Origin of the sequence: Burkholderia sp. R-40 (assembly GCF_049942845.1) — a bacterium.
GTDB lineage: Bacteria > Pseudomonadota > Gammaproteobacteria > Burkholderiales > Burkholderiaceae > Burkholderia > Burkholderia ambifaria.
The window spans coordinates 2,488,889-2,512,757 of the sequence record NZ_CP187968.1 but is presented as its reverse complement, the minus strand read 5'-3'; the positions used below and the strand labels follow the sequence as shown (position 1 = coordinate 2,512,757).

At 66.8% G+C, this 23,869-nt stretch carries 19 protein-coding genes; 7 read left to right on the top strand and 12 right to left on the bottom strand.

Annotated features, from left to right (window positions below; genetic code table 11):
• Positions 1 to 151 precede the first annotated feature (151 nt).
• From ACP26O_RS27620 to ACP26O_RS27610, 3 genes are all read left to right on the top strand, one after another.
• Entirely contained in the window at positions 152 to 1,201 is a 1,050-nt protein-coding gene (locus ACP26O_RS27620) for a glycosyltransferase family 2 protein (RefSeq protein WP_175663286.1), read from the top strand.
• A 382-nt stretch (positions 1,202 to 1,583) separates the two neighbouring features.
• Entirely contained in the window at positions 1,584 to 2,732 is a 1,149-nt protein-coding gene (locus ACP26O_RS27615; RefSeq protein WP_426356344.1) for a glycosyltransferase, read from the top strand.
• Between the two features lie 27 nt (positions 2,733 to 2,759).
• On the top strand, positions 2,760 to 3,836 hold the full coding sequence (locus ACP26O_RS27610; RefSeq protein ID WP_175662886.1) for a glycosyltransferase family 4 protein: 1,077 nt from the start codon (positions 2,760 to 2,762) through the stop codon (positions 3,834 to 3,836).
• A 30-nt stretch (positions 3,837 to 3,866) separates the two neighbouring features.
• On the opposite strand, the gene ACP26O_RS27605 is transcribed toward ACP26O_RS27610, so the two are convergent.
• Genes ACP26O_RS27605 through ACP26O_RS27590 form a run of 4 tightly spaced genes read right to left on the bottom strand, consistent with a single transcriptional unit; the run spans position 3,867 to position 10,036 of the window.
• Positions 3,867 to 5,165 carry an acyltransferase family protein gene (locus ACP26O_RS27605; RefSeq protein WP_426356343.1) on the bottom strand — a complete coding sequence of 433 codons (1,299 nt, stop codon included), beginning with the start codon at positions 5,163 to 5,165 and terminating at the stop codon, positions 3,867 to 3,869.
• On the bottom strand, positions 5,062 to 6,474 hold the full coding sequence (locus ACP26O_RS27600) for an oligosaccharide repeat unit polymerase (protein WP_175662887.1): 1,413 nt from the start codon (positions 6,472 to 6,474) through the stop codon (positions 5,062 to 5,064). The genes ACP26O_RS27605 and ACP26O_RS27600 overlap by 104 nt, the downstream gene beginning before the upstream one ends.
• Complete coding sequence (locus tag ACP26O_RS27595) at positions 6,471 to 8,753, bottom strand: polysaccharide biosynthesis tyrosine autokinase (RefSeq protein WP_175662888.1); 2,283 nt, start codon at positions 8,751 to 8,753, stop codon at positions 6,471 to 6,473. The genes ACP26O_RS27600 and ACP26O_RS27595 overlap by 4 nt, the downstream gene beginning before the upstream one ends.
• A 59-nt stretch (positions 8,754 to 8,812) precedes the next feature.
• On the bottom strand, positions 8,813 to 10,036 hold the full coding sequence (locus ACP26O_RS27590) for a polysaccharide biosynthesis/export family protein (protein ID WP_175662889.1): 1,224 nt from the start codon (positions 10,034 to 10,036) through the stop codon (positions 8,813 to 8,815).
• Between the two features lie 75 nt (positions 10,037 to 10,111).
• On the opposite strand from ACP26O_RS27590, the gene ACP26O_RS27585 reads away from it, so the two are divergent.
• Positions 10,112 to 10,594: a hypothetical protein gene (locus ACP26O_RS27585; RefSeq protein ID WP_175662890.1), complete on the top strand. Its 483-nt coding sequence runs from the start codon at positions 10,112 to 10,114 to the stop codon at positions 10,592 to 10,594.
• A gap of 138 nt (positions 10,595 to 10,732) precedes the next feature.
• On the opposite strand, the gene ACP26O_RS27580 is transcribed toward ACP26O_RS27585, so the two are convergent.
• Positions 10,733 to 12,589, bottom strand: coding sequence for a serine aminopeptidase domain-containing protein (locus ACP26O_RS27580; RefSeq protein WP_175662891.1), 1,857 nt, complete (start codon positions 12,587 to 12,589; stop codon positions 10,733 to 10,735).
• A 580-nt stretch (positions 12,590 to 13,169) separates the two neighbouring features.
• Here ACP26O_RS27580 and ACP26O_RS27575 point away from each other — a divergent pair.
• Positions 13,170 to 14,429 carry an oligosaccharide flippase family protein gene (locus ACP26O_RS27575; protein WP_175662892.1) on the top strand — a complete coding sequence of 420 codons (1,260 nt, stop codon included), beginning with the start codon at positions 13,170 to 13,172 and terminating at the stop codon, positions 14,427 to 14,429.
• A 456-nt stretch (positions 14,430 to 14,885) separates the two neighbouring features.
• Positions 14,886 to 17,087, top strand: coding sequence for a glycoside hydrolase family 3 C-terminal domain-containing protein (locus ACP26O_RS27570; protein ID WP_138848736.1), 2,202 nt, complete (start codon positions 14,886 to 14,888; stop codon positions 17,085 to 17,087).
• 65 nt (positions 17,088 to 17,152) lie between these two features.
• Here ACP26O_RS27570 and ACP26O_RS27565 read toward each other — a convergent pair whose 3' ends face one another.
• The gene (locus ACP26O_RS27565; RefSeq protein WP_175662893.1) at positions 17,153 to 18,400 is read right to left on the bottom strand and encodes an NAD(P)/FAD-dependent oxidoreductase; all 1,248 of its coding nucleotides are present in this window, start codon (positions 18,398 to 18,400) and stop codon (positions 17,153 to 17,155) included.
• Positions 18,401 to 18,510: 110 nt separating this feature from the next.
• Here ACP26O_RS27565 and ACP26O_RS27560 point away from each other — a divergent pair, with 110 nt between their 5' ends.
• On the top strand, positions 18,511 to 19,230 hold the full coding sequence (locus ACP26O_RS27560; RefSeq protein ID WP_175663289.1) for a class I SAM-dependent methyltransferase: 720 nt from the start codon (positions 18,511 to 18,513) through the stop codon (positions 19,228 to 19,230).
• A gap of 45 nt (positions 19,231 to 19,275) precedes the next feature.
• Here the strand turns inward: ACP26O_RS27560 and ACP26O_RS27555 are convergent, their stop codons facing one another.
• Genes ACP26O_RS27555 through ACP26O_RS27530 form a run of 6 tightly spaced genes read right to left on the bottom strand, consistent with a single transcriptional unit; the run spans position 19,276 to position 23,869 of the window.
• Positions 19,276 to 19,710, bottom strand: a complete 435-nt coding sequence (locus ACP26O_RS27555) for an excinuclease ABC subunit A (protein ID WP_012365896.1) — start codon at positions 19,708 to 19,710, stop codon at positions 19,276 to 19,278.
• Between the two features lie 11 nt (positions 19,711 to 19,721).
• Positions 19,722 to 20,147: a signal peptidase gene (locus ACP26O_RS27550; protein WP_105832723.1), complete on the bottom strand. Its 426-nt coding sequence runs from the start codon at positions 20,145 to 20,147 to the stop codon at positions 19,722 to 19,724.
• A gap of 32 nt (positions 20,148 to 20,179) precedes the next feature.
• Positions 20,180 to 21,418: a beta-ketoacyl synthase N-terminal-like domain-containing protein gene (locus ACP26O_RS27545; RefSeq protein WP_175662894.1), complete on the bottom strand. Its 1,239-nt coding sequence runs from the start codon at positions 21,416 to 21,418 to the stop codon at positions 20,180 to 20,182.
• Positions 21,415 to 22,644, bottom strand: coding sequence for a beta-ketoacyl-ACP synthase (locus tag ACP26O_RS27540; RefSeq protein ID WP_175662895.1), 1,230 nt, complete (start codon positions 22,642 to 22,644; stop codon positions 21,415 to 21,417). The genes ACP26O_RS27545 and ACP26O_RS27540 overlap by 4 nt, the downstream gene beginning before the upstream one ends.
• Positions 22,644 to 23,369: a 3-ketoacyl-ACP reductase FabG2 gene (locus tag ACP26O_RS27535; protein WP_175662896.1), complete on the bottom strand. Its 726-nt coding sequence runs from the start codon at positions 23,367 to 23,369 to the stop codon at positions 22,644 to 22,646. Before ACP26O_RS27535 ends, ACP26O_RS27540 begins: the two co-directional genes overlap by 1 nt.
• Complete coding sequence (locus tag ACP26O_RS27530) at positions 23,366 to 23,869, bottom strand: hotdog family protein (protein WP_105832719.1); 504 nt, start codon at positions 23,867 to 23,869, stop codon at positions 23,366 to 23,368. Before ACP26O_RS27530 ends, ACP26O_RS27535 begins: the two co-directional genes overlap by 4 nt.

Sequence of the window (23,869 nt, the reverse complement as noted above, 5' to 3'; positions counted from 1 at the left end):
CCGCGCGGCGCATCGCCGAACGGTAGGCTCGCGAACCGAGCGCCGATCGGCAATCCGTATCATGGCCACCATACGACACGGCCACGCTTCGGCGTCGCCGCAAGGCACCGGGCATCCGGCCGTCCGCTCTTCGCTCGTCCAGAACCCGTTCATGACCGACCTGACCATCGCCATCTGCAACTACAACCACGGCGCGTACCTGCGCGACGCGATCGATTCGGCGCTCGCGCAGACGGTGCACGGTATACGCGTGCTGGTCGTCGACGACGGTTCCACCGACGATTCGCGCGACATCATTCGCTCATATGGCGAGCGCGTGACGGCGGTGTTCCAGGAAAATCGCGGTCAGGTCGCCGCGTACAACCGCGCGCTCGAGCATGTCGCGACGCGCTACGTGATCCTGCTCGACGCGGACGACCTCCTCTATGCGGACGCCGCGGCCCGCGTGCTGGCCGCGTTCGCGTCCGGCGACTTCGTGAAGGTCCACTTCCGGCTCGACGTGATCGCGCGCGACGGTGGGATGACCGGCGCGAGCGTGCCGCAGTCGGCCGTCGAAACCGATTGCGGCCGCCTGTTGCGCGCGGGCTGGCTGTATCCGTCGCCGCCCGCGTCAGGCAACGCGTACCGGGTCGACGCGCTCAAGCGCATCTTTCCGGTGCCCGTCACGCCCGACAACCTGCATGGCGCGGATTTCTATGCGATCTACGGCATCGCATTGCTCGGCGCCGTGCATATGATCGACGCAACGCTCGGCGGCTATCGCGTGCATCAGCAGCCGGATCTACGCCCGGCCGGCGACACGCCGGCCCTTGCACTCACCAATTCGGAAGACGCCGCGACGGGCGCATTGAAGGCCGAACGCCGATGGTCGACGCTGCGCATGCTGGCCGGCACGCGGTTGCACGAAGCGTTGCCGATCGCGCCGCTCGACTTCGCGATCGAGAAGGCCCGCTTCGCGAGCACGCTGTATCACGCGCCGCTCGTGCGGCGCTGGCGCTGGTTCCTGTGCGAATCCGGACGCTACTGGCATACCGTGCTGCGCAATCCGTTCTGGCGTCCCGCGAAGAAGGTAGCCGTCGCCGGGCTGTCACTCGCGTGCCTGCTGCCGTCGTCGACGCTCAGCAACCGTGCGATTCGCTATATCTCCAATCCGCTTGCGCGCGTGCGCAAGTCGTCCGGGCAGCGCGTCGGCACACGATAGCGTCGTCGCGCCGTGACGTCCGGCGCCGAATCGCTTCTTCGGTAAGCCATCGCACCCAGTGGATCGCGCATGCGCTGCACAATGATCCGGACCAGTGAATTCACGCGCACTGACCGCGCTTCGTCGTTGCGTCGCCCCCAGTCGCCGTAGTCGAACGCGGTTTCGATTCGTCGCGCTCCATCGCGTTTAGCGCAATTCGACCGACCGCTTCATCCGCTTCGCACACGCGATCCAGGCAGCGGGATTCAATGGCCACGACCCGCAAGCATTTATCAATTAGGAATGCATAGTTCAAGGAACCGGACGACGCGACGCACGATTCACCGGCTGCCCGTCGTCGCGACGGGCGATGACCGGCGCGATCGGATCGCTGGACCCAAAGATGACCACAGAAAAGATCGTTCATATTGCCGAAGCGTTCGGTGGCGGCGTGCTTTCGATGTTGACGCATCTCGCCAACCATGCCGCGGCAACCGGCGCCGATGTCACGGTGCTGCACTCGATCCGAGCGGAAACGCCGGCCGATTTTGCAACGCTGTTCCGGCCCGACGTGAAGCTCGTCCATGTCGACATGGTGCGCGAGGTCAGCGTCACACATGACCTGCGGAGCTTGCACGCGCTGATCCACAACCTGCGCGACTGCCAGCCGACCGCAATCCATCTGCATTCGTCGAAGGCCGGCGTGCTGGGGCGGGTCGCTGCCCGGATCGCCGCGCCGAATGCGACGGTCCTCTACTCGCCGCACGGGCTTTCGTTCCTGCGCTGCGACGTGTCGCGCCTGAAGCAGTTCGCGTATCTGAGCTTCGAACGCATCGCGGCGCGCCTCGGCGGCACCGTCGTCGCCTGCTCGGGCAGCGAGCTCGGCGAGATCAGAAGAAAGGTCCGGCCGAAATCGGCGGTCCTGGTGGAAAACGGCGTCCATGTGGCGGAGATCCCGCCGCGTCGATCGCGCGACGATCGCAAGGTCGTCATCGGGATGAGCAGTCGCGCGTCGTTCCAGAAGAACCATGAAGCATTCGTGCGGCTCGCCAACACGCTGCACGGCGCCGACGTCGAGTTTCTGTGGATCGGCGGCAACGCGGCCGAAATCGCGGATCCTGGCCAGCGCGGGGCCGTCGTCTGCAGCGGCTGGGTGACCCGCGCCCGGGCGCTGGCGCTCACGTCCGAACTGGACATCTACGTGCAGACCTCCCGCTGGGAAGGCATGCCGGTCGCGCTGATCGAAGCGCAGGTTGCCGGCATACCGGCCGTGGTGACGGACGTCGTCGGCAATCGCGACGTGGTGATCCACGGCGTGACCGGCTACGTCGCGTCGAACGCCGACGAGATGTCCGCCTACGTGGCCGCGCTCCGCGACGATCGGCAGCTGCGCGAGCAAATGGGCGCCGCTGCCCGGCAACGCGCGATCCAGCGGTTTTCGATCAACGCGATCTTCCGCCAGTGGAATGCCCTCTACGGACTCGGCGCCGACGAGCCGCGTGCCGACACGCGCGACTTCGAGCCGGTTGCACCGGATCACGTCGAAGCCTGATCCCGATTTCGACACCTCCTTACCGACATGATCGCCAGCAAACCGAAGCAACTCGTCTACAACGGCCGATTCACGACGCAGAAGACGACCGGCGTGCAACGCGTCGCGCGCGAGCTGATCGCCGCACTGATCAAGTTTCAGCCGCAGGATCCGGTGACCGTGCTGGTGCCGCCACGACCCGGCGTCGCGGTGAGCGGCGCGAAGACGGTCGAAGTCGGCTTTTACAAGGGCGTGGTGTGGGAGCAGCTGATCCTCCCGCTGTTCGCGCGCCGCGGCCGCATCGTCAATCTCGGCAATTCGGCGTCGATCTTCCTCGGCAACCAGATCATCTACATGCACGATGCGGCGGTATTCGACACGCCCGCGCATTTCTCCCGGCCGTTTCGGGTGTGGTACCGGATCATGTTCTGGATCCTGGCGCGAACCTCGGTGTGCGTGCTGACCAATTCCCGGTTCTCGCGGGATCGCCTCGCCCATCATTGCGGCGTTTCCGCGGACAAGATCCGCGTCGTGCCGCTCGGTGCCGATCATCTCGACGCACTGGAACCGGACACGAGCGTGCTCGACAAACATGCGCTGACGCCGGATCGGTTCGTGCTCGCGGTCAGCAGCATGAATCCCACGAAGAACTTCGGCCGGCTGATCGCCGCATTCCGGCAGATCGGCGATCCGTCGGTCGATCTCGTCATCGTCGGGATGCAGAACACCACCGTGTTCGGCAAGCACGACCCGGTTGGCGCGCCGGAGCCGAACATCAAGTACGTCGGCTACATCAGCGACGAACAACTGAAGGCGCTGTATCAGAACGCGGCGTGCTTCCTCTATCCGTCGATCTACGAAGGCTTCGGCATTCCGCCGCTCGAGGCGATGCGCTACGGCTGCCCGGCGCTGGTCGGAAACTCGGCCGCCCTGCCGGAAGTCTGTGCCGATGCGGCGCTGTACTGCGATCCGTATTCACAGGACGACATCGCGCGGAAATTGCGTAGCCTGCTCGATTCCCCCGAGCTCAGGGCCGAGCTCAAACGCAAGGGCATCGCGCATGCGGAGCAATATCGCTGGAGCCGCAGTGCCGAGATGATGAAGGCGATCTTCGAGACGCTGTAGCGCGAGCGGCAGGCGACCGAATCGGCGCGATTACGCGACGTTGACGGTGCTGCCTGTCGCGGCCGGTTGATTGCCGAACAGGCGCTTGCCGAGATACGACCTGATCGGCTCCTCGACGAATTTCGCGAGGAACGCGGCCGACACGATCGACAGGCACGCGGCAAGCATTGCGGTTCTGACGACGTGGATGTCGCCCTGCGGCGCATACGCGAACACGAGCCTTCCGATCGGGTAATGCACGCAATAAAGCGGGTACGAAATCCAGCCGATGAACGCGCTGATCCGTGCCACCGCGTTGCCGCTCGGGGCGAGCATGGCGCCGCGATAAACCAGCGCGGGGGCGACGAACAACAGCACGGCCAACGCGTAAATTCCCTTGATCGACGTCGGAAACAGGACGACCAGCAGGAACACGGCAAACAGCATCCAGTCGTTCCTGACGAGCCCGGCCACGAACCAGTTCGACCTCGCCGGGAGACCGGCGTCGTGCATCTTCGCGATTGCCACGCCCAGCAGGAACCCGTAGCCGACCCTGAAGAATCCGCCGAAGAAATTGTCGGCCGCCCAGCCCTGATTCAGGATGACAGTCACTTTGTCGTGGTCGAGGCCCACGAGCCATCCATACGCGACGAACGCACCGAGACATGCATAGGCCAGTCTCAACAGGTTCCGCTCCTTCACCTTGACGGCCGCGATCAGCACAACGCTCGCGAACAACTCGAAGAACAGCGACCAGGCCGGCGGATTCAGAGGAAACACACCGGGATCGTCGACCGCTTGCAAGCCGCGATTCGTGGCACCGACAAAGCCCGACACCGAAAAACGCCCCAAATACGGAACGAGAAAATAATTCTGTCCGGTGGCTGCGGCTAGGTTGCCGAACGAAAACGCCGCTGACGCATTGACGCGCATGACGACGAGGCTCACGAACCCGATCGTCAGCCCGATGCATATCATCGGATAAAGACGAATCACCCGTCGCTTCAGATACTCGCGCCGCCACGACGCCTGACGCAATTTTTCTCCGTAAGAGTACGTGAGGATGAAGCCACTCAGCATGAAGAACACGTCCACCGAAAGATACGCACTTTGCAGTATCGGAATCGGCAGAGCCTGAAGGAAATGCATGAGCATCACGCTGATCGCCGCAATGCCGCGCAACCCGTCCAGAATTTCAAACTTCTGCTTGTGAGTCGCCATGATGAGTAATGGGTCGGCCATCGCCTTATCGCGACACCACCGGATCGACGTCCTCGGCCCGATTGCCACGCGCAGCGCCGCGCCGGTTTCCGTCTCGATCGGCTCCGCCGCCGGCGGCAGGCGCCGCACGTGCCGGCGCCTTGGCGAACCACTGGAAGATGGCGATCAGCAGCACGACCGGCACGAAATTGCGTCCGCTGAACAGGTTCGGCGTTCGCATGACTTCCATGACCGACACGTAAAGCACCGCATGGATGCAGCACCAGAACCCGTTGCCGCTCCGCCAGCCCGCATAACTGCGACCGACCGCCCAGCCGAGCGCGAGCGCATCGAGCAGGCCGAACCAGCCCCACTCGTAGAAGTGGACGAAGATGCCCGACGGGTTGTTGAACTCCGGGTCGGCGTAGCCGTTCAGGAACAGGTTGATGCTGTCGCCGGAGTCCAGCCACGGCTGCAACGGCGCGCCGATGACCGGGAAGCGCAGCAGCCAGTCGAACGTGAACATCGGGTGGCCCTGGTCCCAGCCGAGCACGCTCAGTATTCCGGCGCCGTTGTTCAACGACGTCGAGTAGTACAGGCCGAGACGTTCGAGCGCGAAATCGAACAGGTTGTCGTAGATGTTGACGTAATAGGCTTCCCACGACCGGTTGTACTCGTTCGCGATGAACAGGCCGAACAGCAACGGGATCGCCGCATACGGACCGAGCGTCAACAGCCGCGAATACCGGCCTCCGAGCCGGAACCGCACGACCATCAGCGCAAGCGGCATCACCATCTCGATCAGCGCAAGCCGTTCGGCGAAGATGAAGCTGCGCATCAGCGTCAGCACGGCAAGCACCGCGAAGTAGATCTTGTAGCGATTCAGTCCCTTGACGGGTGTCCTGAACACATAGAAATACAGCACGACGAACGGTGCGGTCGCCTGCGTGAAGGTGCTGAGGCCCGTGATGCGCCCCTTCAGTTCCAGCATGTCGTAGGCGTTCGCCTCGCCGCGCACGAACGCGACCAGCAGCGCCGGATGCGTGAGGATGCCGCTCAGCAACAGCACATAGCCGAACAGCGCGAGCGCGAACACGAAATCGAGCACGCGAGGCGACAGCTCGACCGCGGCAGGCGGCGGCCCGCGTCGCGTGCGCGCTTCGGTCGTCGCGAGCCATGCCGCTGCCATCACCACCATCAGGAACAGCGCGCCGACGAACGCGTAGTAGCCGTCGAAATAGACGCGCGCGATCGCCTTCGGGTCACCCAGCAGGCTGAGCGACAGCATGCCGTACAACGGCAGGATGAACATCAGCACGAGGCGTGCCGGATCTTCCCACCAGTAGCCCGTGTAACCTTCCATGTAACCGCGCGCGGCACCGCGCACGCGCGCCGCCGTGCGCGTCGTCGCGGCGCGCCGTCGCGGCCCGTACCCGGCCCCGCCCGCTCGCCGGTTCATGACGCCCGTTCCACCCGTTGCCGCGACGCCATCCCTGCCGTATATCCGGACGCGGCCTGATGCGTGTTCGTATCCTTGTAGCCGTAGTCGTACCGCCCCGGTGCGCCCTTGTAATCGTTCAGGACTACGCCGCATACGTCGATATGCGCATGTTCGAGCCGTCGCGCGCTTTCTTCGAGTTCGGTCAGCGTCGTCACGCCGCTGCGTGCGACGAGGAACACGGTTCCCGCGAGGCGGCCGAGCACCAGCGCGTCGGCCACCGGCAGCAACGGCGGCCCGTCGATCACGACCATGTCGTAGCGCGCGGCGACCTGCTCGATCAGTGCGGCAAGCGCGGGCTGCAGCAGCAGTTCGCCCGGGTCCGGCACGATGCTGCCCATCGCGATGAAATCGAGGCCCGGCGCGACCCCGCGCCGGATCGTCTCGGCGAGCCCGTGCGTGCCGGCCACCACGTCCGACAGGCCCGGCGCGCGGCTGTGGCGGAACCGCTCGTGCTGCGAACCCTTGCGCAGGTCGGCATCGATCAACAGGACCCGCCGTTTCGCCGCGCCGACGAGCGACGCGATATTCGCGGCGACGAACGACTTGCCGACGCCCGTCGTCGGCCCGGAAATCAGCACGACGGGATTCGACGCGTCCGGCATCGACAATTGCAGCGCCGCGCGGAAATTGCGCAGGCCTTCGAGCGCGGCGTCGTGCGCATCCCGCGCGCCGATCGGCGGCATCGGCGCGCGCGTGCCGCGCCGTCCGGCCTTCGGGCGCGACTCCGCTTGCGCCGCGACCGAGCTATGCGGCACGGTCGCGAATACGGGCAGCCCCGTCGTCCATTCGATTTCCTCGGCGTCGCCGATCGTGCCGACGACACGCTGCCGCACGATCACGATCGCCGCGCCCGCCAGCAGACCCAGCATCAGCAGCGCGATCACCGCGACGCCGCGATGCGGGCCGATCGGCTCCTCGGCAACCTTCGCCGTGTCGACGATCCGCACGGTGCCGGTCTTGCTGGCCCGCGCGAGAATCATTTGCTGGCGCGTGTTGAGCAGGTTCGTGTACAGCGCGGTATCGACGGCCACATCGCGCTGCAGCTGCAGCACGCCCTGCTCGACGGTCGGCAACTGCTGGATCTGCTTGCGTGTCGTGTCGAGCGAATGCTGCGCGTCGGCCAGCTGCGCATCGACGGCCACCAACGCCGGATGCTTCGGCATGAAGCGCGTCAGCAATTCCTCGCGCCGCTGCTGCAGCGTCTGCACGCGCGTCTCGATGTCGACCGACTGCTGGCGCAACGCAAGCGCCTCGTCACTCGTGTTGACGGTGCCATGCGATGCACGGAATGCGTTGAAGCGGTTTTCCGCCTGTTCCAGTTGCGCCTTCAGTTGCGGAAGCTGGGTATCCATGAAGCGGATCAGCTTGTCGGCCGCCTCGGACTTGCGCTGCGTGTTCTGCGCGAGATACGCATCGCCGATCGCGTTCAGCACGCGGCTGTCGTGCACGGGATCGATGCCGTCGAGCGTCACGCCGATCATGTTCGACTGCTTGCCGCGCTCCGAGATCAGCGCGTTCTTCTGCAGCCAGACCGTCGCTTCCTCGTCGCTGTAGCGCGTCAGGTCGAAGCGCGCGCCGGGCTTGCCGGCCACGTCGCGCACGAAGATGTCGAGCGGCCCCTGCGGGGTGTCGACATGCAGCGGCTGCCCGATACGGCCTTGCCATACCGGCCCCTTCCGGCCGAACCAGCCCGTACGCTGCAGCGTATAGACGCCGTCGTCGCCGAGCGTCAGCGCGAAGCGCTTGCCGAGCAGGCGCTTCGGCACGTCGAAGGTCGGCACGTCGATGCGCTCGGTGCCGTACACGTAGCCGCCCGGCAATGGCGACGACAACCCGTCGGCCGCGTTCACGAACCGCCAGCCGATCAGCGGCAGGTAATGCGGCCGCGCGTCGACGGCCAGATTGGTGCTGTCGATCGCGCGGTCGAGCACGGCGCGGGATTTCAGCACCTCGATCTCGGTCGACGCATCGGTCTTCAGGTCGAACACCGCCGATGGATCGCCGGGCGGCGACGTCTGTTTCGAGTCGGTCGGGCTTTGCTCGACCTGGAACAGGATGTCGGTCCGATAGACGGGCGCCGCGCACAGCGCATACACGGCGCCGACGAGCGCGCCCGCGAGCGCCGTGCAAAGAATCAGGCGCCGGCCGCCGTACAGCATGCCCCAATAGCGGCGCACCGGATAGGACGGCCGCAGGGCGGGCCCGCTGTGCGGGTCAGGCAGGGTCGAAGAAGTCATTCAGCATCAGTCCCGTATGGCGCGACGCGCGGTCGCGGTCACGAAATCCGCCACGAGCGTCACGGCGAGATGGCTCTGGCCGTCAGCGCACCCTGCGCGGACGACGGAATCAGCAGGTTGACGACGCGGCTCCAGCGCACCAGCGACGACGCATCGACGAACACGACGTCGCGGCGCTGGAGCGGAAACTGGTCGGCCAGTGCGAACGACGCGGGCGAACTGCCGTCGAGGTGGTACACCCGCGGGCGGTTGTCCGGGCCGCGGCGCACGACGAACACCTGGCGCGCGTCCGACGTGTACTGGCTCACGCCGCCCGTGTCGCCGAGTGCTTCGCCGAGGCTCATCCGGCCGTCGGTCAGCGTCAGCGTCGCCGGTCGCGACACCTCGCCGAGCACGAATACCTTTGCGTCGCTCGCCGCGCGCACGCGCACGAGATCGCCATCGTGCAGCAGGATGTTCGACGGGTTCACGCCGGCGGCGATCAGCGCGGGCAGGCTCACGTTCACGGTCCGGTCGCCGCGCGTCACCGATACCTGCGAGCGGTCGGCCGTCGGCGTGAAACCGCCTGCGCGGTCGATCGCCTCGGGCAGCGTCATCGGCATGTCGTTGACGATCTGCAGACCCGGCGTGCGCACTTCGCCATCCAGATAGACGCGCTTGCTGCGGTAGGTCTGCACGCGCAGCGCGATCTGCGGCTTGCGCACGTATTCGCCGAGCCGCTTCGTCAGCAGCGCGCGTGCCTGCGCCTCGGTCAATCCCGCGACATGCACGAGACCCGCATACGCGAACTGCACGTTCCCGTTCGCATCGACCGTGTAGCCCGTCGCGACCGAGCTGGCGCCGACGCCGTCGCCGCCGCCCGTCGTCTGCGTCGTCGGCAGGTTCAATTCGGGGTGGTCCCACACGACGATGCCGAGCACGTCGCCCGGGCCGATCGCGTACGGCTTCGGCTTGCCGAACAACTGGCGGATCTCCGCGTCGACATCGGCGCGCGGGCCCGCATGCTGCGCGACGAACGCCGGCGTGATTTCGATCAGATCCTCGCTCGACACGTTCTGCACGCCGTCGAGGCCGCCCGCGCCCGATGCGTCGGCGCTCACGCGCGCATTCGCGTCGCGCGCGGCAGGCTCCCGGTAGCTCATGCCCGGCGACAACGCACATGCGCTCAGCGCGCACGCGGCCGCCACGATCGCCATGCGCGACAGCCACGGCGCGCGCCGGATGCCCGCGGTGGGTGACCGCGGCGTCCCGAGCGTCGATTCCGGTTGCGTGGTGATTGACATCGTGTCCTTCCAAAACTGTGCGGTAACCCGCCGAACGCGGCGAATTCCGGCATTACGCTTGGCGGCGCGGCTCGCATGGCGGTGCCGCGCCTCCCTCTTCACCGCACGTACTCCGTACGATTCGTCATGAACTGCTCTGCATCGCTTTCGTCACTCGTCTGCATCGTCTCGGCCAGCGTTGCCTGTGCCGCCGGCGCGCAGACTTTGCCCGCCACGCAGGCCGACGCGCGGGGCTTCTCATCGTCGACGCCGCTCGCGCCGGTGCCGCTCCAGCGTTCCGCACAAGCTGCGATAACCGGCGCGGCCGCGGAACCGGCCACGGCGGCATCCGATGTCGCGTCAACTGCCGCGGCGCTTCCTGCCGCGCTTCCCGCCGCGAGCACCGCCGCTGCGCACGAATCGCGCGGCCGCGGCGCACTGCGCCGGCCGCTCGTGCCGACGCGGCCGCATCGCCCGCAAGTGACCGATGCGCCCACCGAAGACCTCTGGCGCACCGGCACGCTGTACACGTCGCCCTACGAGAAGTCGCCCTACGCGCAGCCGGGCGATCCGGACTGACGCATCCCGCCGCGCACGCGCCGATACGGGATTGGACACCACGGCGAACGACGCGTCTGTGAGCGAGCCCACCGAACGCCGATCTTCAAGCCAAACGCGATCGCCCCCTAAGCGTCGACGCAAGAGGCACGGCACACATCACGATCTGCCGACCGACACGTTCGCGTACGATCGCGCGGCCGCCTCCTGCGTGTCCGGATCGACGACGCGCGCGACCGGCCGGGCCGAGTCGCGGCCCAGCGCCTGCATGCACAGGTCGATCACGATGTCCGTGCCCGCCGCGCCGTACACCGCGTGGTCGACCTCCGGCTCGAGATGCAGACACACGTGACGCGAGCGCCGGAACGCGTGCTCGATCGCGCCGAAGTGACGCCGGACATCGTCGATGCCGGGATCGAGCGCGCCGTACACGAGTGTCGTCCGGACGTTGCGCTGCGCGAGTTCGTGCATCACGCCGCGCGGCGTGCCGTTTCGCGGCTTCCACCCGATGCGCGCGGCGAGCGCCTTCGCCGGCACGCTGACCCGTGCGATCGCATTCGCGGCCACGGCCCGCACGATCGGACGCAGGTCGCGCCGCTCCCGCACGAGGCGCTTCCACTTCTGCCAGTCGCGCAACGACAGCCAGTAGCCGCGCACCGAGTTGTTCCGCTGCTTCTGCACCGCTTCGAGCGTGAGCCCGGCTGGCCACACGAAGCGCGCGAGATTGACCGCGATCACGCCGCCGAGCGCCGGCGTCTTCAATGCCGCATGCAACGCCGCATACGCGCCGGAACAAATGCCGGCCGCGACCACCTCGGGATGACCGAGCGCACGCAGCCAGTCCGCGGCGGCGGCCACGTCGTCGCTCGACTGCGTCGAATACACGACGCCCGACTGATCGTCCAGCGCGGCGGGCCCGCTGTCGCCGACGCCCTGCACGTCGATTCGCAGCGTCGTCACGCCGGCGCGTGCCAGCGTGCGGGCGAGCCGCACGCTGAAGCGCCCTTCGCCGCTGCGCGGATTCGTCGATGTGTTCGCGATCACGACCGCCGGGCCGACCGGCTTCGCCGGCCGCGTATCGGCGGGCCGGCACAGCACGCCGACCAGCCGGTCCGGACCGACCGCGACGACCTGCTCGGTCATGTCATTCATGTCGAGCGCGACGGACGACTCGCCATTCCATCCCGGGTCCGCTCGCGACGTGGTGTCGGCGCCGGCCAGCTTATGCGGCGCGCGTTCGGCGATCCAGTTCGCGAGCGTGTCGATCGCCGCGAGCGGCAAGCGCGAGCGCGTACCGTCCAGCATCGTCGTCGGCCATTCGCGGAACGGATCGCTCGTCACGTCCACGCCGCGCGCGAGCAACGCGTCGCGCAATGCCGGCCCGTCGCCCTGATCGGGCTGGATCAGCAGCATCGCGCCGGGCAATGTCGGCGCATCGCGCACGACGTCGCACAGATCGAGCGCCTTCAGCGCATCGACGAAATCGGCGGGAAAGCGGTGGCCGAGCACGTTCATGCACGGTTCGTCGCGATGCGCGGCGCGGATTGCCGGCGACGTGGTGTCGAGCCACTGGCGATGCACGAACGACAGCTCGCGCAGATAGGCGCGGCCACGCACGACCGGTGCGAGCGCCACCAGCGCATCGACGCGCGGCGACGGGCGCGAGCCCATGCCCGCCGCGGCCAGCATCGCGAACAGCGCACCTGCGCGAATCCCGACGAGCGTCAGCGCGGTGACGCCGGCCTGGTCGCGCAACAGGTCGATCGCGTCGTGAATGCTGGCGATGCACGCGGCATGCCGACCGGCGTCGCGATCGTCGCCCGCCGAGTCGCCGGTGCACGGATAGTTGAATCGCAATACCGTCACGCCGTCGCGCGCCAGCCGCTCCGCGATCGCCCGCATGAGCTTGTGCGTCCACGAAGCCTCGTGCCCCAGCGATTCGCACAGGATCACGCCTTGTGTCGTCTGTCCTTCGTGCAGCCACCCCACGCAGCTGCCGAACGTTATCGGCTTCAATCGGTACTCCTCGGATCGGTATTTGTTATCGGGTGCGGACACCCGCGCCGGCGGCTCCGCCGGGATCGGCCATGCCGCGATCGTGCGACCGGTCGGCGAACGCACGGCCTTCGGGTAACGGACTGCCGTCGCGCCCCTGCGCGCCCCGCTCGCCCTTCGCCATGCGTCGTCGTGTTCCCGTCGCCCAGGGACGACGGTTGTCGGCCCGAGTCGTCGTCAAGCCCTTCGCGCGCTGAACCGGAACAGTGCGCTCGATTAGAGCACCGGGCCCGAGCGTCCTTCGGTGCGCCAGCTTACAAATGCATTCACCACGGCGGCGATACAACGATGCGCTCCGCAGCGCGATTCGCGCCGCACGCGCGTACGGAATCCGCGAACGGTAGGCTCGCGAACACAGATGTCTCGCGCGGCCCGTATCATGACCGCCATACGATGTGGCCGGGTCCGGCATCGCCGGACGAAACCGGCGCCCGCCGGAACGGGCCGCGAACCCACGCAGCCGGGCCAGCGCCGGCCGGCCGCGCGCGCACGGCGGCCCGCACTCCGCCGCCATGCGCCACTCACGGCGCCGACCGAGCGAATGTCAAACATCAAGAAGAACTTCCTGCTGCTGCTGACGTTGCAGATTTCGATGTACGCGGTGCCGCTGCTGATCGCACCGCTGCTGACGCACGCGCTGGGGCCGGAGGGTTACGGGCAGCTCGCGTTCTCGCTCGCGGTCATCGCCTACCTCACCAACTGCACGAGCTACAGCTTCGACCTGACCGCGACGCCGCGCATCGCGCTCGCCCGCGACAACCGCGCCGAACGCTCTCGCATCTTCTGGGCGACGCTGTACGCGCAGATCGGCATCGCCGTGATCTGCTTCGTCGTGCTGATCGCGCTGACCTTTCTGGTCGAGCGCTTCGGCGAGGACCGCGACCTGCTGCTGATCGGTTTCGGGATGGTGGCCGGCGTGGCGTTCACGCCGGGCTGGTATTTCCAGGGCATGGAGAAGCTGCGCGCGCTGAGCGTGATCCTGTTCATCGGCCGCATCCTGAGCCTGCCCGCGATGTTCGCGCTCGTGCACAGCCCGGCGGACATCGATCGCGCGATGATCGTCAACGCCGCCGTGCCGACGCTGTCCGCGATCGTGCTCGCCGCCTATCTGTATTTCCAGCGGGAAATCGACTTCGTGCGCGTCGGCGTCGCCGACATCGCCGAATCGCTGAAAGGCGGCTGGCAGGTGTTCCTCGCGTCGACGTCGATTGCGTTCTATGCGTCGACCAACACCGTGCTGCTCGGCTTCGTGTCGGGCAACGTCGCGGCCGGCTACTTCGCCGCCGGCGACAAGCTGATCCGCGCGGCGCTCAGCATGCTCCAGCCGCTGAAGGCCGCCACCTATCCGCGCATCAGCTACCTGATGCGGCACGCACGCAACGACGCGTTCTCGTTCCTGCGCAAGCTGTTCGTCGTGCAGGTCGTGATGGTGCTCGGCATCTCGCTCGCGATCTTCTTCGGCGCGCCGCTCGCGGTGCGCCTCCTGTATGGCCCTTCGTACGAACCGACGGTCCAGGTGCTGCGCTGGATGGCGTTCATTCCATTCATGGCCGGGATGACCGACTTGTTCGGCGTGCAGACGATGCTGCCGCTCGGCATGAAATCGGCGTTCACACGGATCCTGATGTCGTCGGGCATTCTGAACATCGTGCTGGTGCCCGTGCTCGCGAAGTACTTCGCGGAACTGGGCGCGGCCGCCGCCGTGCTGACGGCCGAGGCCGCGGTTGCCGCGGCGCTCGCGACCGTCGTCTATCGCGCCGGGATTCCACTGCTTGGCAGCGCTGTCGCTCGACGCAGCTAGCGCGTCGGCCGTGCTGCGCGATTTCCTCGCAGCGGCCGGAATCCGATGACGCTCCCTTCGATGCGCGCACAACGAAGCGCATCGCGCAGGTACTTCTTACTCCGCCGCAGACACCTCATCGGGAACGATGACCGTCTTTCGCCCGCATCGAGCAATCGCATCGAAAAAAGATCATACGTATCGGTAGAAACACCGATGCTGTAGTCATACTACATTCGTACGATTGGTCGCTGCAGAGAATCGCTACATCCGATTCGGCAGTGGCGGGCGGTCCGCGTCGCCGTCCGCGTGCTCCGATCGGGCCCAACCGGCCGTAACGATTCCCCGCCTGGCTGGCATGCCGACGCGCACTCACCCTGCATCGCCAGCCGAATGCGTTCGATGCGAATCCATCGGACGTACGCAGCTCCAGACATCATCCGAACAACAACCGGCAATACGATCATGGAGAGCAACATGCGGGACACACTCTGGCCGGCCGCCGTCCTGGCGGCGACCCTCTGCACCAGCGTCTATGCGGGCAACGCCGATTTCAACTCACCGGGCGACGCCGCCGACGCATTCGCATCATCCGCCGCGCAGCGGCGCGCCGACCTCCTCGTGCGCAAGATGACGCTCGACGAGAAACTGCAGTTCATTCATTCGCAATACGAAATGTCCAAGGTGCCGGGCGGTGGCGCCGGCTACATCCAGGGTGTGCCGCGGCTCGGCATTCCCGATCTCAACATGGTCGACTCGGCGACCGGCTCCGGCAGCACGTCGCTCGCGAGCACCACCTTTCCCGCGACGATCGCCGTCGCCGCGAGCTGGGATCGCCGCCTGTCGTACGACTACGGCAAGCAGGTCGCGATCCAGTTGCGTGCGCAAGGATTCGGCATGGGTCTCGCCGGCGGCACCAACCTCGCGCGCGAGCCGCGCGGCGGCCGGCTGTTCGAATATCTCGGCGAGGATCCGCTGCTCGCCGGCGACCTGCTCGCGGAGCGCACGCTCGCCACGCAGCGGCAGAAAGTCATCGCGACCATCAAGCACTATGCCGGCAATGAACAGGAGCACGGCCGGATGGGCGGCAACACGCAGATCGACGAACGCACGTTGCGCGAGCTCTACCTGCTGCCGTTCGAGATCGCCGCGAAGCGCGGGCAGCCCGGCAGCGTGATGTGCAGCTACAACCGCCTGAACGGCACGTACGCGTGCGAGAACAATCACCTGCTGAACGACGTGCTGAAGAACGAATGGGGCTTCCAGGGCCAGGTGCAATCCGACTGGGGCGCCGCGCACAGCACGGCCGCCTCGATCAACGCCGGGCTCGACGAGGAAGAGGACGTCGGGCCGAGCGTCTACCTGACGCCGGCCGCCGTCAAGCAGGCGATCTCGAACGGCTCGGTGTCGACCGCGCGTCTCGACGACATGGTGCGCCGCAAGCTGGCCGTGATGATCCGCGTCGGCGTGATGGACGATCCGGCCAAGGCCGGCGGCACGATCGATTTCGCGGCCGCGAACCGGTTCGCGCAGGGTGTCGCCGAGCAGTCGATCGTTCTGCTGAAGAACGACGGCAACCAGTTGCCGCTCGTCGCGTCCGCGCTGTCGCGGATCGCCGTGATCGGCGGCCACGCCGATGCGGCCGTGCTGTCGGGCGGCGGCTCGGGCAACACGCGCGATCCGGTCACCGGTTCGTTCGCGGGCTGCGGCGGCCTGACCTTCGGTTCGTCGACGGGGTGCAGCTGGTGGCGCAATCCGTGGCTGAAGGTCGACGTGCCGATCGTCGCGGCGATCCGCGCGCTCGCGCCGGCGGCGCAGGTCACGTTCGCGGGCAACAGCGATCAGCAGTCGCCGTTCCGCGCGTACACGCAGCAGGAAATCGACCAGGCCGCGGCACTCGCCGGGCGCTCGGACGTCGCGATCGTCGTGGTCGCGCAGGCGGCCGGCGAGGATTTCGGCGAATTGCAGAGCCTGAGCCTCGCGAACCCGTCGAACCAGGACGCGCTCGTCGAAGCGGTCGCACGTGCGAACCCGCACACGATCGTCGTCGTGCAGAGCGGCAATCCGGTGCTGATGCCGTGGAAGGACCGCGTGTCGGCGATCGTCGAGGCGTGGTATCCGGGCGAAGGCGGCGGCAAGGCGATCGCGAACGTGCTGTTCGGCGCGGTCAATCCGTCCGGCAAGCTGCCCGTCACGTTCCCGGCGCGCGACGAGGATTCGCCGGCGTGGCGGCAAGGCGGCGCGTTCGAGAACGATCCCGTCTACGCGGAGAAGCTGAACATGGGGTATCGCTGGTACGACGCACGCAACATCAAGCCGATGTATGAATTCGGCTACGGGCTGTCGTACACGCACTTCGCGTATTCGGGGCTGTCGGTGTCGCGGCAACGGGACGGCTCGCTGAGCGTCGCGTTCACCGTGCGCAATGACGGCCGCGTCGCAGGCGCGGAAACGCCGCAGGTCTATCTCGGCGTGCCGTACAAGGACGAACCGCCGAAGCGGCTGGTCGGCTGGGAGAAGATCCGGCTGAACCCGGGCGAGGCGCGGCATGTGCGCGTGACCGTTTCACCGCGGATGCAGAGCGTGTGGGATACGTCGCGAAACGGCTGGAAGTTCGTGCCGGGCGGGACCGTGTATGTCGGCGCGTCATCGCGCGATATCCGGCTGCAGGGTAGCTGAGCGACGGTGATGTAATGGCGGGCGCCGGACGAAACATCGCTCGGCGTCCGCCTCGATTCACCGAATCACCCGAGGCCACCGGCCCGGCAGAATTCGGCGAGCACGTCGAGGCCGCGCGCCGGTTCCCGCACGAACGGATTCGACTCGTCCCACGCATAGCCGGCCAGAATCGAGCAGACCATGCGCTTCACGTCGGACGCCTTGTCTTCATGAAACACGATGTCCTGAAGCGCGCCTGAGTACCAGCGCTCGACGAACGCGCGGAACGTGTCGATGCCCTTGCGCAGCGCGATGTCGTAATCGCGTGTCCAATCGACCGCCTCGCCGCGCAACTGACGTTCGAGCACGGCGACCGCCAGCTGCGCGGAGCGCATCGCGATCGTCACGCCGGACGAAAAGATCGGGTCGAGGAATTCGCCGGCGTTGCCGAGCAACGCATAGCCGCGCCCATGCAGGTGCTCGACATTCGACGCATAGCCCGCGATGCGACGCACCGGCATCACGAACGGCTTGCTGCCGACGAGGCGCGACAACGTCGGCTCGCTCTGCAGCAATTCCCGCAGCAACGATTCCTGCTGCGCTTGCGGCACGTCGAGAAAACCGGCGTCGGCCACGCAGCCGACCGACGAGCGCCCGTTCGTCAACGGGATCATCCAGAACCACACGTCGCGACGCTCCGGATGGACGGCAATGCAGATCTTGTCGCGATCGGTCGACCCGGCCGGCAGGCTGTCTTCGACGTGCGAAAAGATTGCCGCGCGCGTCGGCATGCCGGTCGGCGCCTCGAGATCGAGCAGCCGCGGCAGCACGCGCGCGAATCCGCTGGCGTCGAGCACGAACGACGCATGAACGGAATATTCGCACCCCGCTTCGTCGACGACCTCGAGCCGCTGCGTATCGCCAGGATGGAACGCCTGCACGGTATGGCCGAACCGCACGTCCGCGCCCTGGTCCGCCGCACAACGGATCAGCAGATCGTCAAAGGCGGCGCGTTCGACCTGATAGGCCGTCCCCCAGCCGTCGGAAAACTTTTCCCGGAAATCGAACGACGACATCCTGTCGCGATAAACGAAATAGGCGCCGTTCTTGAACTGGAAGCCGGCCTCGACGACGGCCTGCAACATACCGGCCTCTTCGAGATACTGCATGCTTTGCGGCAACAGACTCTCGCCGATCGAAAAGCGCGGAAAATGCTGGCGCTCGAGCACCAGCACGGAACGGCCCGCCCTGCGCAACAATGCGGCCGCGACCGCGCCGGACGGCCCCGCGCCGATGATCGCGACGTCGACGGAATTCGATTTCATTTCACTCATGCTTGCCGTTCCATTTCGATGGATTGGATATCTTACGTTTCTCACGCCACGATCTGGCGTTGCAAACTACAATAGGCGGTCAACAAATCCAACATTCCGACGAGAGACCCATGACGTCCTGCCGCACGCACGCTCCCGCCTATGTTCCAGAAACCCGCTTCGGCATCTGGTTTCTTCGCACGCATACCTGGGAGCATCACGTGCTTAGGGTGGCCATCGATGACCTCAAGCAGCTCATCGGCGCGCCGCTGCCGAAGGCTCCCGTCATCCTCGATGCGGGATGCGGCCAGGGCAAGTCGTTCCGCCTGCTCGGCGAAGCGTTCGCGCCCGGCAAAATCATCGGCATCGATTGTCACGACGACTCGCTCACGCATGCGTCCGAAGCCGCGCGGCGCTGCGCCACGCCCGTCGAACTGCATCGCGCGGACTGCACACAGATCCCGCTCGCCGATTCGAGCGTCGACATCGTGTTCTGCCATCAGACCTTTCATCATCTCGTCCACCAGGAGCATGCACTGGCCGATTTTCGCCGCGTACTGAAACCCGGCGGGCTGCTGCTGTTCGCCGAATCGACCGACGCATACATCAAGTCGTGGGTGATCCGGCTGCTGTTCCGTCATCCGATGGAAGTTCAGAAAAGTGCCGACGGCTACCTTGCGATGCTGCGCGACGGCGGGTTCACGTTCGACGCCCGCAATGTGTCGTTCCCGTACCTGTGGTGGAGCCGCGCGAAAGACTTCGGACTCCTCGAGCGCATCGGCCTGTACGCACCGAAGCCGGGCAAGCGCCGCGAGACGCTCGTGAACGTCGCCGCGCGCAAGGCCGCGTGAGTGTCGGAGGCCGCCGTTCGGCGGCCCCGTCCCGACACGCGCCGACTAAGGCTTCAGCGTCACGATTTCGCCGGTGAGCGCCGCACCCGCCACGACCGCGCCGGCCCCGCACGTGAACTCCGTCGTGCTCGAGCGCAAAACGTTGCGGTAATTGCTCTTGATGCCGACGACGGCATTGCCGCCCTCCTTTCGCGCGCGCGCCTGCAGTTCGATGACGGCCGACAGGAACACATGCTGGCAGGCCGCCTCGTCGCTCTTGCCGAACGCGTTGGTCTTCTTGTTGGTCGCGAACGTGCCGTACGACTTGAGCACGCGAGGATGCGACTGATCACCGAAATAGAGCGCGACGCCGTCGTCGAGCTTTCCTTCCTCGCTCTTCAACGCGTTCTCGATCGGATAGTCTCGGATCGTGTCCCGTGCGTGCGCGGCCGACGCGACGAACGTCGCGCCGAGCAGCGCCAGTGCGATGCGATATTTCACGTGGGCTCCCGTTATTGCGCGTTCAGCTGCACGACGTCGCCCGACACGGCGATCGCGCCGGCGCTGCCGCTCACGCCGCACGTATATTCGGACGTCGACTCCGAACGCTTTTCATGAAAGCGCGTCGTCACGTTGACGACCGCATTCCCGCCATGATTCTTCGCATAGATGCGAAGACGGTTCAACGCTTCGGCCAGCGCCTGGTCGCACGTCGGCTGTTCGGCTTGCGTCCCGCGCGACACACGTACCGATTCCGAACGCGGACCGATGCTGGTCTTCACGTCCGGATGCGGCTGCGTGCCGAAATAGATCGCGACGCCGCTCGTGTCCGGCGTCGTTGCCGCCGCCGGCAGCGGCAGCGAACGCACCACGGTACCGCACCCCGTCAGCAACGACGCGGCCACCAACATGCCGGCCAGATGTCCTTTGTGCTTCATTGTTATCGTCCTCTCAGCTCAGTAAGTTCACTTCAATCGCCCTTCCAGGCGTCCAACAACACGCTTGCGCAGCTGCCGCCGAATCCGAACGACACCGACAGCGCGCGTTCGATCGCGCATTCGCGCGCGGTGCGCACGAGCGGCATGCCGGCCACCGCCGGATCGGGCTCGGAGCCGACCGCCGTGCCCGCGACAAAGCCGTCGCGCATCATCAGGATCGTGTAGATCGCTTCATGCGCACCGCTCGCGCCGAGCGGATGTCCGGTCAGCCCTTTCGTCGACGAGAAGGCCGGCACGTCGCCACCGAATACGTCGCGCAGCGCGTCGAGTTCCTCGGTGTCGCCGAGCGGCGTCGACGGCGCATGTGTGTTGACGTAGTCCGGACGCCGCCCGCTGCCGTCGAGCGCGCCACGCATCGCGCGTGCGATCCCCGGTGCATGAGGCGCCGCCATGCCGGCGTTGTCCGTGGCTTGACCGAACCCGCTGATTTCCGCGTAAATTCGCGCGCCGCGCGCACGCGCATGCTCGAGCGATTCGAGCACGAGAATGCCCGCGCCGGACGCGATCACGAAGCCGTCGCGGCCGAGCGCATACGGGCGCGATGCGCGCTCCGGCGTATCGTTGAAACCGCTCGACAAAGCGCCCATCGCGTCGAACATGAGCGTCATGTTGTCGTGCAGTGCCTCGCTCCCGCCGGCCAGCACGATGTCCTGGTATCCGGAGCGAATCCAGTGCGCCGCCTGCCCGATCGCCAGCGCCGCGCTCGTGCACGCAGACGACGGCGAGTACGACACGCCTTCGATGCCGAACAATTGCGCGACGCATGCCGACGCCGTGCTGCTCATCGCTTTCGGCACGACATAAGGCGGCGTCTTCTCGATACCGCGATGCCGCGCGATCTCCATCGCGTCGTCGTAGTCGGCGATCGAACCGATGCCCGACCCCACGATCGCGCCCGCGCGCGGCGAACGCAGCATCCCGGCGTCGAGCCCTGCATCGTCGAGTGCCGATGCGGCCGCATGCGCGGCGAAACGCGCGGTGTCGCCCATGAAGCGCTCGTGCTTGCGCGCGAATCGCGCCGCCGACGCCACGCTCGCCACCCCGGCGACCTGACTGCGGAAACCGCGCTCGCGCCACGCGTCGACGCGGCTCACGCCCGAGCGGCCGGTGCGCAACGCTTCCGATACTTCGGTGAGCGAATTGCCGAGGCACGACACAATGCCGAGCCCCGTGACCACGACGCGCGTCGCCGCGCCGCCGACCGCCGTCATGCGCCGATCCGGCGGAAGATCAACGACGTGTTGATCCCGCCGAACGCGAAGTTGTTGCTCATCACGAATTCCGCATCGATCCGGCGTGCGTCGCCGATGATGTAGTCGAGCGGCGCGCACGCCGGGTCGACCGTGGTGAGATTGAGCGTCGGCGCATACCAGTTGCGCTTCATCATTTCGATCGTCCACCATGCCTCGAGCGCGCCGCACGCGCCGAGCGTGTGGCCCACATAGCTTTTCAGCGAACTGATCGGCATGCGTTCGCCGAACACGGACGCCGTCGCATGACTCTCCGCCACGTCACCCCGATCGGTCGACGTACCGTGCGCGTTCACGTAGCCGATCGCGTCGGCATCGAGCGTCGCATCGCTCAGCGCGAGACGCATGGCGACCGCCATCGTCTCGGCGGTCGGCTGCGTAATATGCGCGCCGTCGGAGTTGCAGCCGAAGCCGACGATCTCCGCATGGATCGTCGCGCCGCGCGCGACCGCGTGCTCGTACTCCTCGAGCACCAGCGTCGCAGCGCCCTCGCCCACCACCAGACCATCGCGATCGGCGTCGAACGGGCGTGGCGTCAGGTGCGCGGCATCGTTGCGCGTACTGGTTGCGTACAGGGTATCGAACACGGCCACCGCCGGGCCCGACAATTCTTCCGCGCCGCCCGCCAGCATCAGCGCTTGCTTGCCCGTCGCAATCGCTTCGTACGCGTAGCCGATCGCCTGGCTGCCGGACGCGCATGCGGACGATGTCGGCACGATCCGGCCTTTCAGATCCCAGAACAGGCTGACGTTGACGGCCGTGGTATGCGGCATCATCTGCACGTAGCTGTTCGACGTGACGTCCCGCATCGAGCCCGTTTCGAGCATCGTGCCGAATGCCCGGATCGGCTCGACCGATCCCGACGACGATCCGTATGCGACGCCCATCCGGCCGTCACGGATCGACGCATCGTCGGACAACCCCGCATCCTCCAGCGCCAGTTCGCTCGCGCGCACCGCGTACATCGACACCGGCCCCATCGAACGCGTCTTCTTGCGCGGATACGTGGGCGGCAGCTCGAACGCCGGCAACGGACACGCAAGCCGCGTATGCAGCGCCTCGAAGCAGTCCCATTCCGGCATGCGCCGCACCGCGTTGCGCCCGTCGCGCAAGCGCGCCTCGATCTCCGGCCAGCGTTGACCAAACGCGGTCACACCGCCCATTCCCGTCACGACCACGCGCTTCATCACACCATCCCGCCGTTGACGCCGATCACTTGCCGGGTGACGTAGCTCGCCGCATCCGACATCAGGAAACCGACCACCGCCGCGACTTCGTCGGGCTGGCCGACACGGCCCATCGGCACGGTCTTCAATGCGTGTTCCAGCGGCACCTCGTCGAGCATGCCGGTGTCGACCAGCCCGGGCGCCACGCAATTGACGGTGATCCTGCGCGACGCCAGCTCGATCGCCAGCGCCTTGGTCGCGCCGATCAGCCCGGCCTTCGCGGCGCTGTAATTGACCTGGCCGCGATTGCCCATCACGCCCGACACGGACGCGATCGTCACGATGCGGCCGCCGCCGCGCAGGCGCACCATCGGCATGGTCAGCGGATGAACGACGTTGTAGAACGCGTCCAGCCCGGTTTCGATCACGATGTCCCAGTCCTCTTCGGACAGCGCGGGAAACGCGCCGTCCCGCGTCACGCCCGCGCAGCAGACGATTCCGTAGTACGCGCCGTTCGCTTCGACATCGGCCTCCAGTTCCTGCCGGCACGCCGCACGGTCGCGCACGTCGAACTGCAGCACGCTTGCCGTGCCGCCCTGCGCGCGAATCGTCGCGGCCACGGCTTCCGCGTCGTCGCGGCCGGTGCGGCAATGCACGGTCACGGCGAAACCGTCGGACGCCGCGCGCAGCGCCACGGCGCGGCCGATGCCGCGACTCGCCCCTGTCACGAGAACTCGCCGAGTCATGAATTGAAGCTCCCCTCGATAAAGGATTGAAAATCGTTTGGTTGGTACACCTTGACGACGGCTTCCGCGCAGCACTCGCCGTCGGCATGAATCGCGCATTCGTACGCGCCATGCCCCTCGTCGCCGCGCAGCAGTTCCCGCGCGACGATGCGCAGCGTCGTGTCGGCGCCGAACGCCGTGCGATGCGCGAGATAGCGGTTGGCCCCGAGCAACACGCCCGGTTTCGCGCGGCCGCCCGCATGCGCGGCGAGCAGGCCGACATGCGCGGCGATCGCCTGCGCCATCAGCTCGATGCCGATCCACGCCGGCATCGCGCCATTGCCGTCGACATACCACGCATCGCGGCGCGCGAGCGCGCTGACCTCGATGCCGGTTTCCGAGCAGCGCTCGATCGCGTCGAGCAGCAGCATCGTGCCGCGATGCGGCAACACGTCCCGCACGTCGCCGACGGGAATATCCGCGCCGCCATGCAGCGCGTCGATCAATGGTGCGGCATTCAT

What these genes read in the sequence shown, in the direction of transcription:
- ACP26O_RS27535 (WP_175662896.1), bottom strand. Translation starts at nt 23,369, where the DNA reads ATGACTCGGCGAGTTCTCGTGACAGGGGCGAGTCGCGGCATCGGCCGC.
- ACP26O_RS27560 (WP_175663289.1), top strand. Translation starts at nt 18,511, where the DNA reads ATGACGTCCTGCCGCACGCACGCTCCCGCCTATGTTCCAGAAACCCGC.
- ACP26O_RS27565 (WP_175662893.1), bottom strand. Translation starts at nt 18,400, where the DNA reads ATGAGTGAAATGAAATCGAATTCCGTCGACGTCGCGATCATCGGCGCG.
- ACP26O_RS27570 (WP_138848736.1), top strand. Translation starts at nt 14,886, where the DNA reads ATGCGGGACACACTCTGGCCGGCCGCCGTCCTGGCGGCGACCCTCTGC.
- ACP26O_RS27595 (WP_175662888.1), bottom strand. Translation starts at nt 8,753, where the DNA reads ATGACTTCTTCGACCCTGCCTGACCCGCACAGCGGGCCCGCCCTGCGG.
- ACP26O_RS27620 (WP_175663286.1), top strand. Translation starts at nt 152, where the DNA reads ATGACCGACCTGACCATCGCCATCTGCAACTACAACCACGGCGCGTAC.
- ACP26O_RS27610 (WP_175662886.1), top strand. Translation starts at nt 2,760, where the DNA reads ATGATCGCCAGCAAACCGAAGCAACTCGTCTACAACGGCCGATTCACG.
- ACP26O_RS27540 (WP_175662895.1), bottom strand. Translation starts at nt 22,644, where the DNA reads ATGAAGCGCGTGGTCGTGACGGGAATGGGCGGTGTGACCGCGTTTGGT.
- ACP26O_RS27590 (WP_175662889.1), bottom strand. Translation starts at nt 10,036, where the DNA reads ATGTCAATCACCACGCAACCGGAATCGACGCTCGGGACGCCGCGGTCA.
- ACP26O_RS27615 (WP_426356344.1), top strand. Translation starts at nt 1,584, where the DNA reads ATGACCACAGAAAAGATCGTTCATATTGCCGAAGCGTTCGGTGGCGGC.
- ACP26O_RS27545 (WP_175662894.1), bottom strand. Translation starts at nt 21,418, where the DNA reads ATGACGGCGGTCGGCGGCGCGGCGACGCGCGTCGTGGTCACGGGGCTC.
- ACP26O_RS27600 (WP_175662887.1), bottom strand. Translation starts at nt 6,474, where the DNA reads ATGAACCGGCGAGCGGGCGGGGCCGGGTACGGGCCGCGACGGCGCGCC.
- ACP26O_RS27550 (WP_105832723.1), bottom strand. Translation starts at nt 20,147, where the DNA reads ATGAAGCACAAAGGACATCTGGCCGGCATGTTGGTGGCCGCGTCGTTG.
- ACP26O_RS27530 (WP_105832719.1), bottom strand. Translation starts at nt 23,869, where the DNA reads ATGAATGCCGCACCATTGATCGACGCGCTGCATGGCGGCGCGGATATT.
- ACP26O_RS27585 (WP_175662890.1), top strand. Translation starts at nt 10,112, where the DNA reads ATGGCGGTGCCGCGCCTCCCTCTTCACCGCACGTACTCCGTACGATTC.
- ACP26O_RS27575 (WP_175662892.1), top strand. Translation starts at nt 13,170, where the DNA reads ATGTCAAACATCAAGAAGAACTTCCTGCTGCTGCTGACGTTGCAGATT.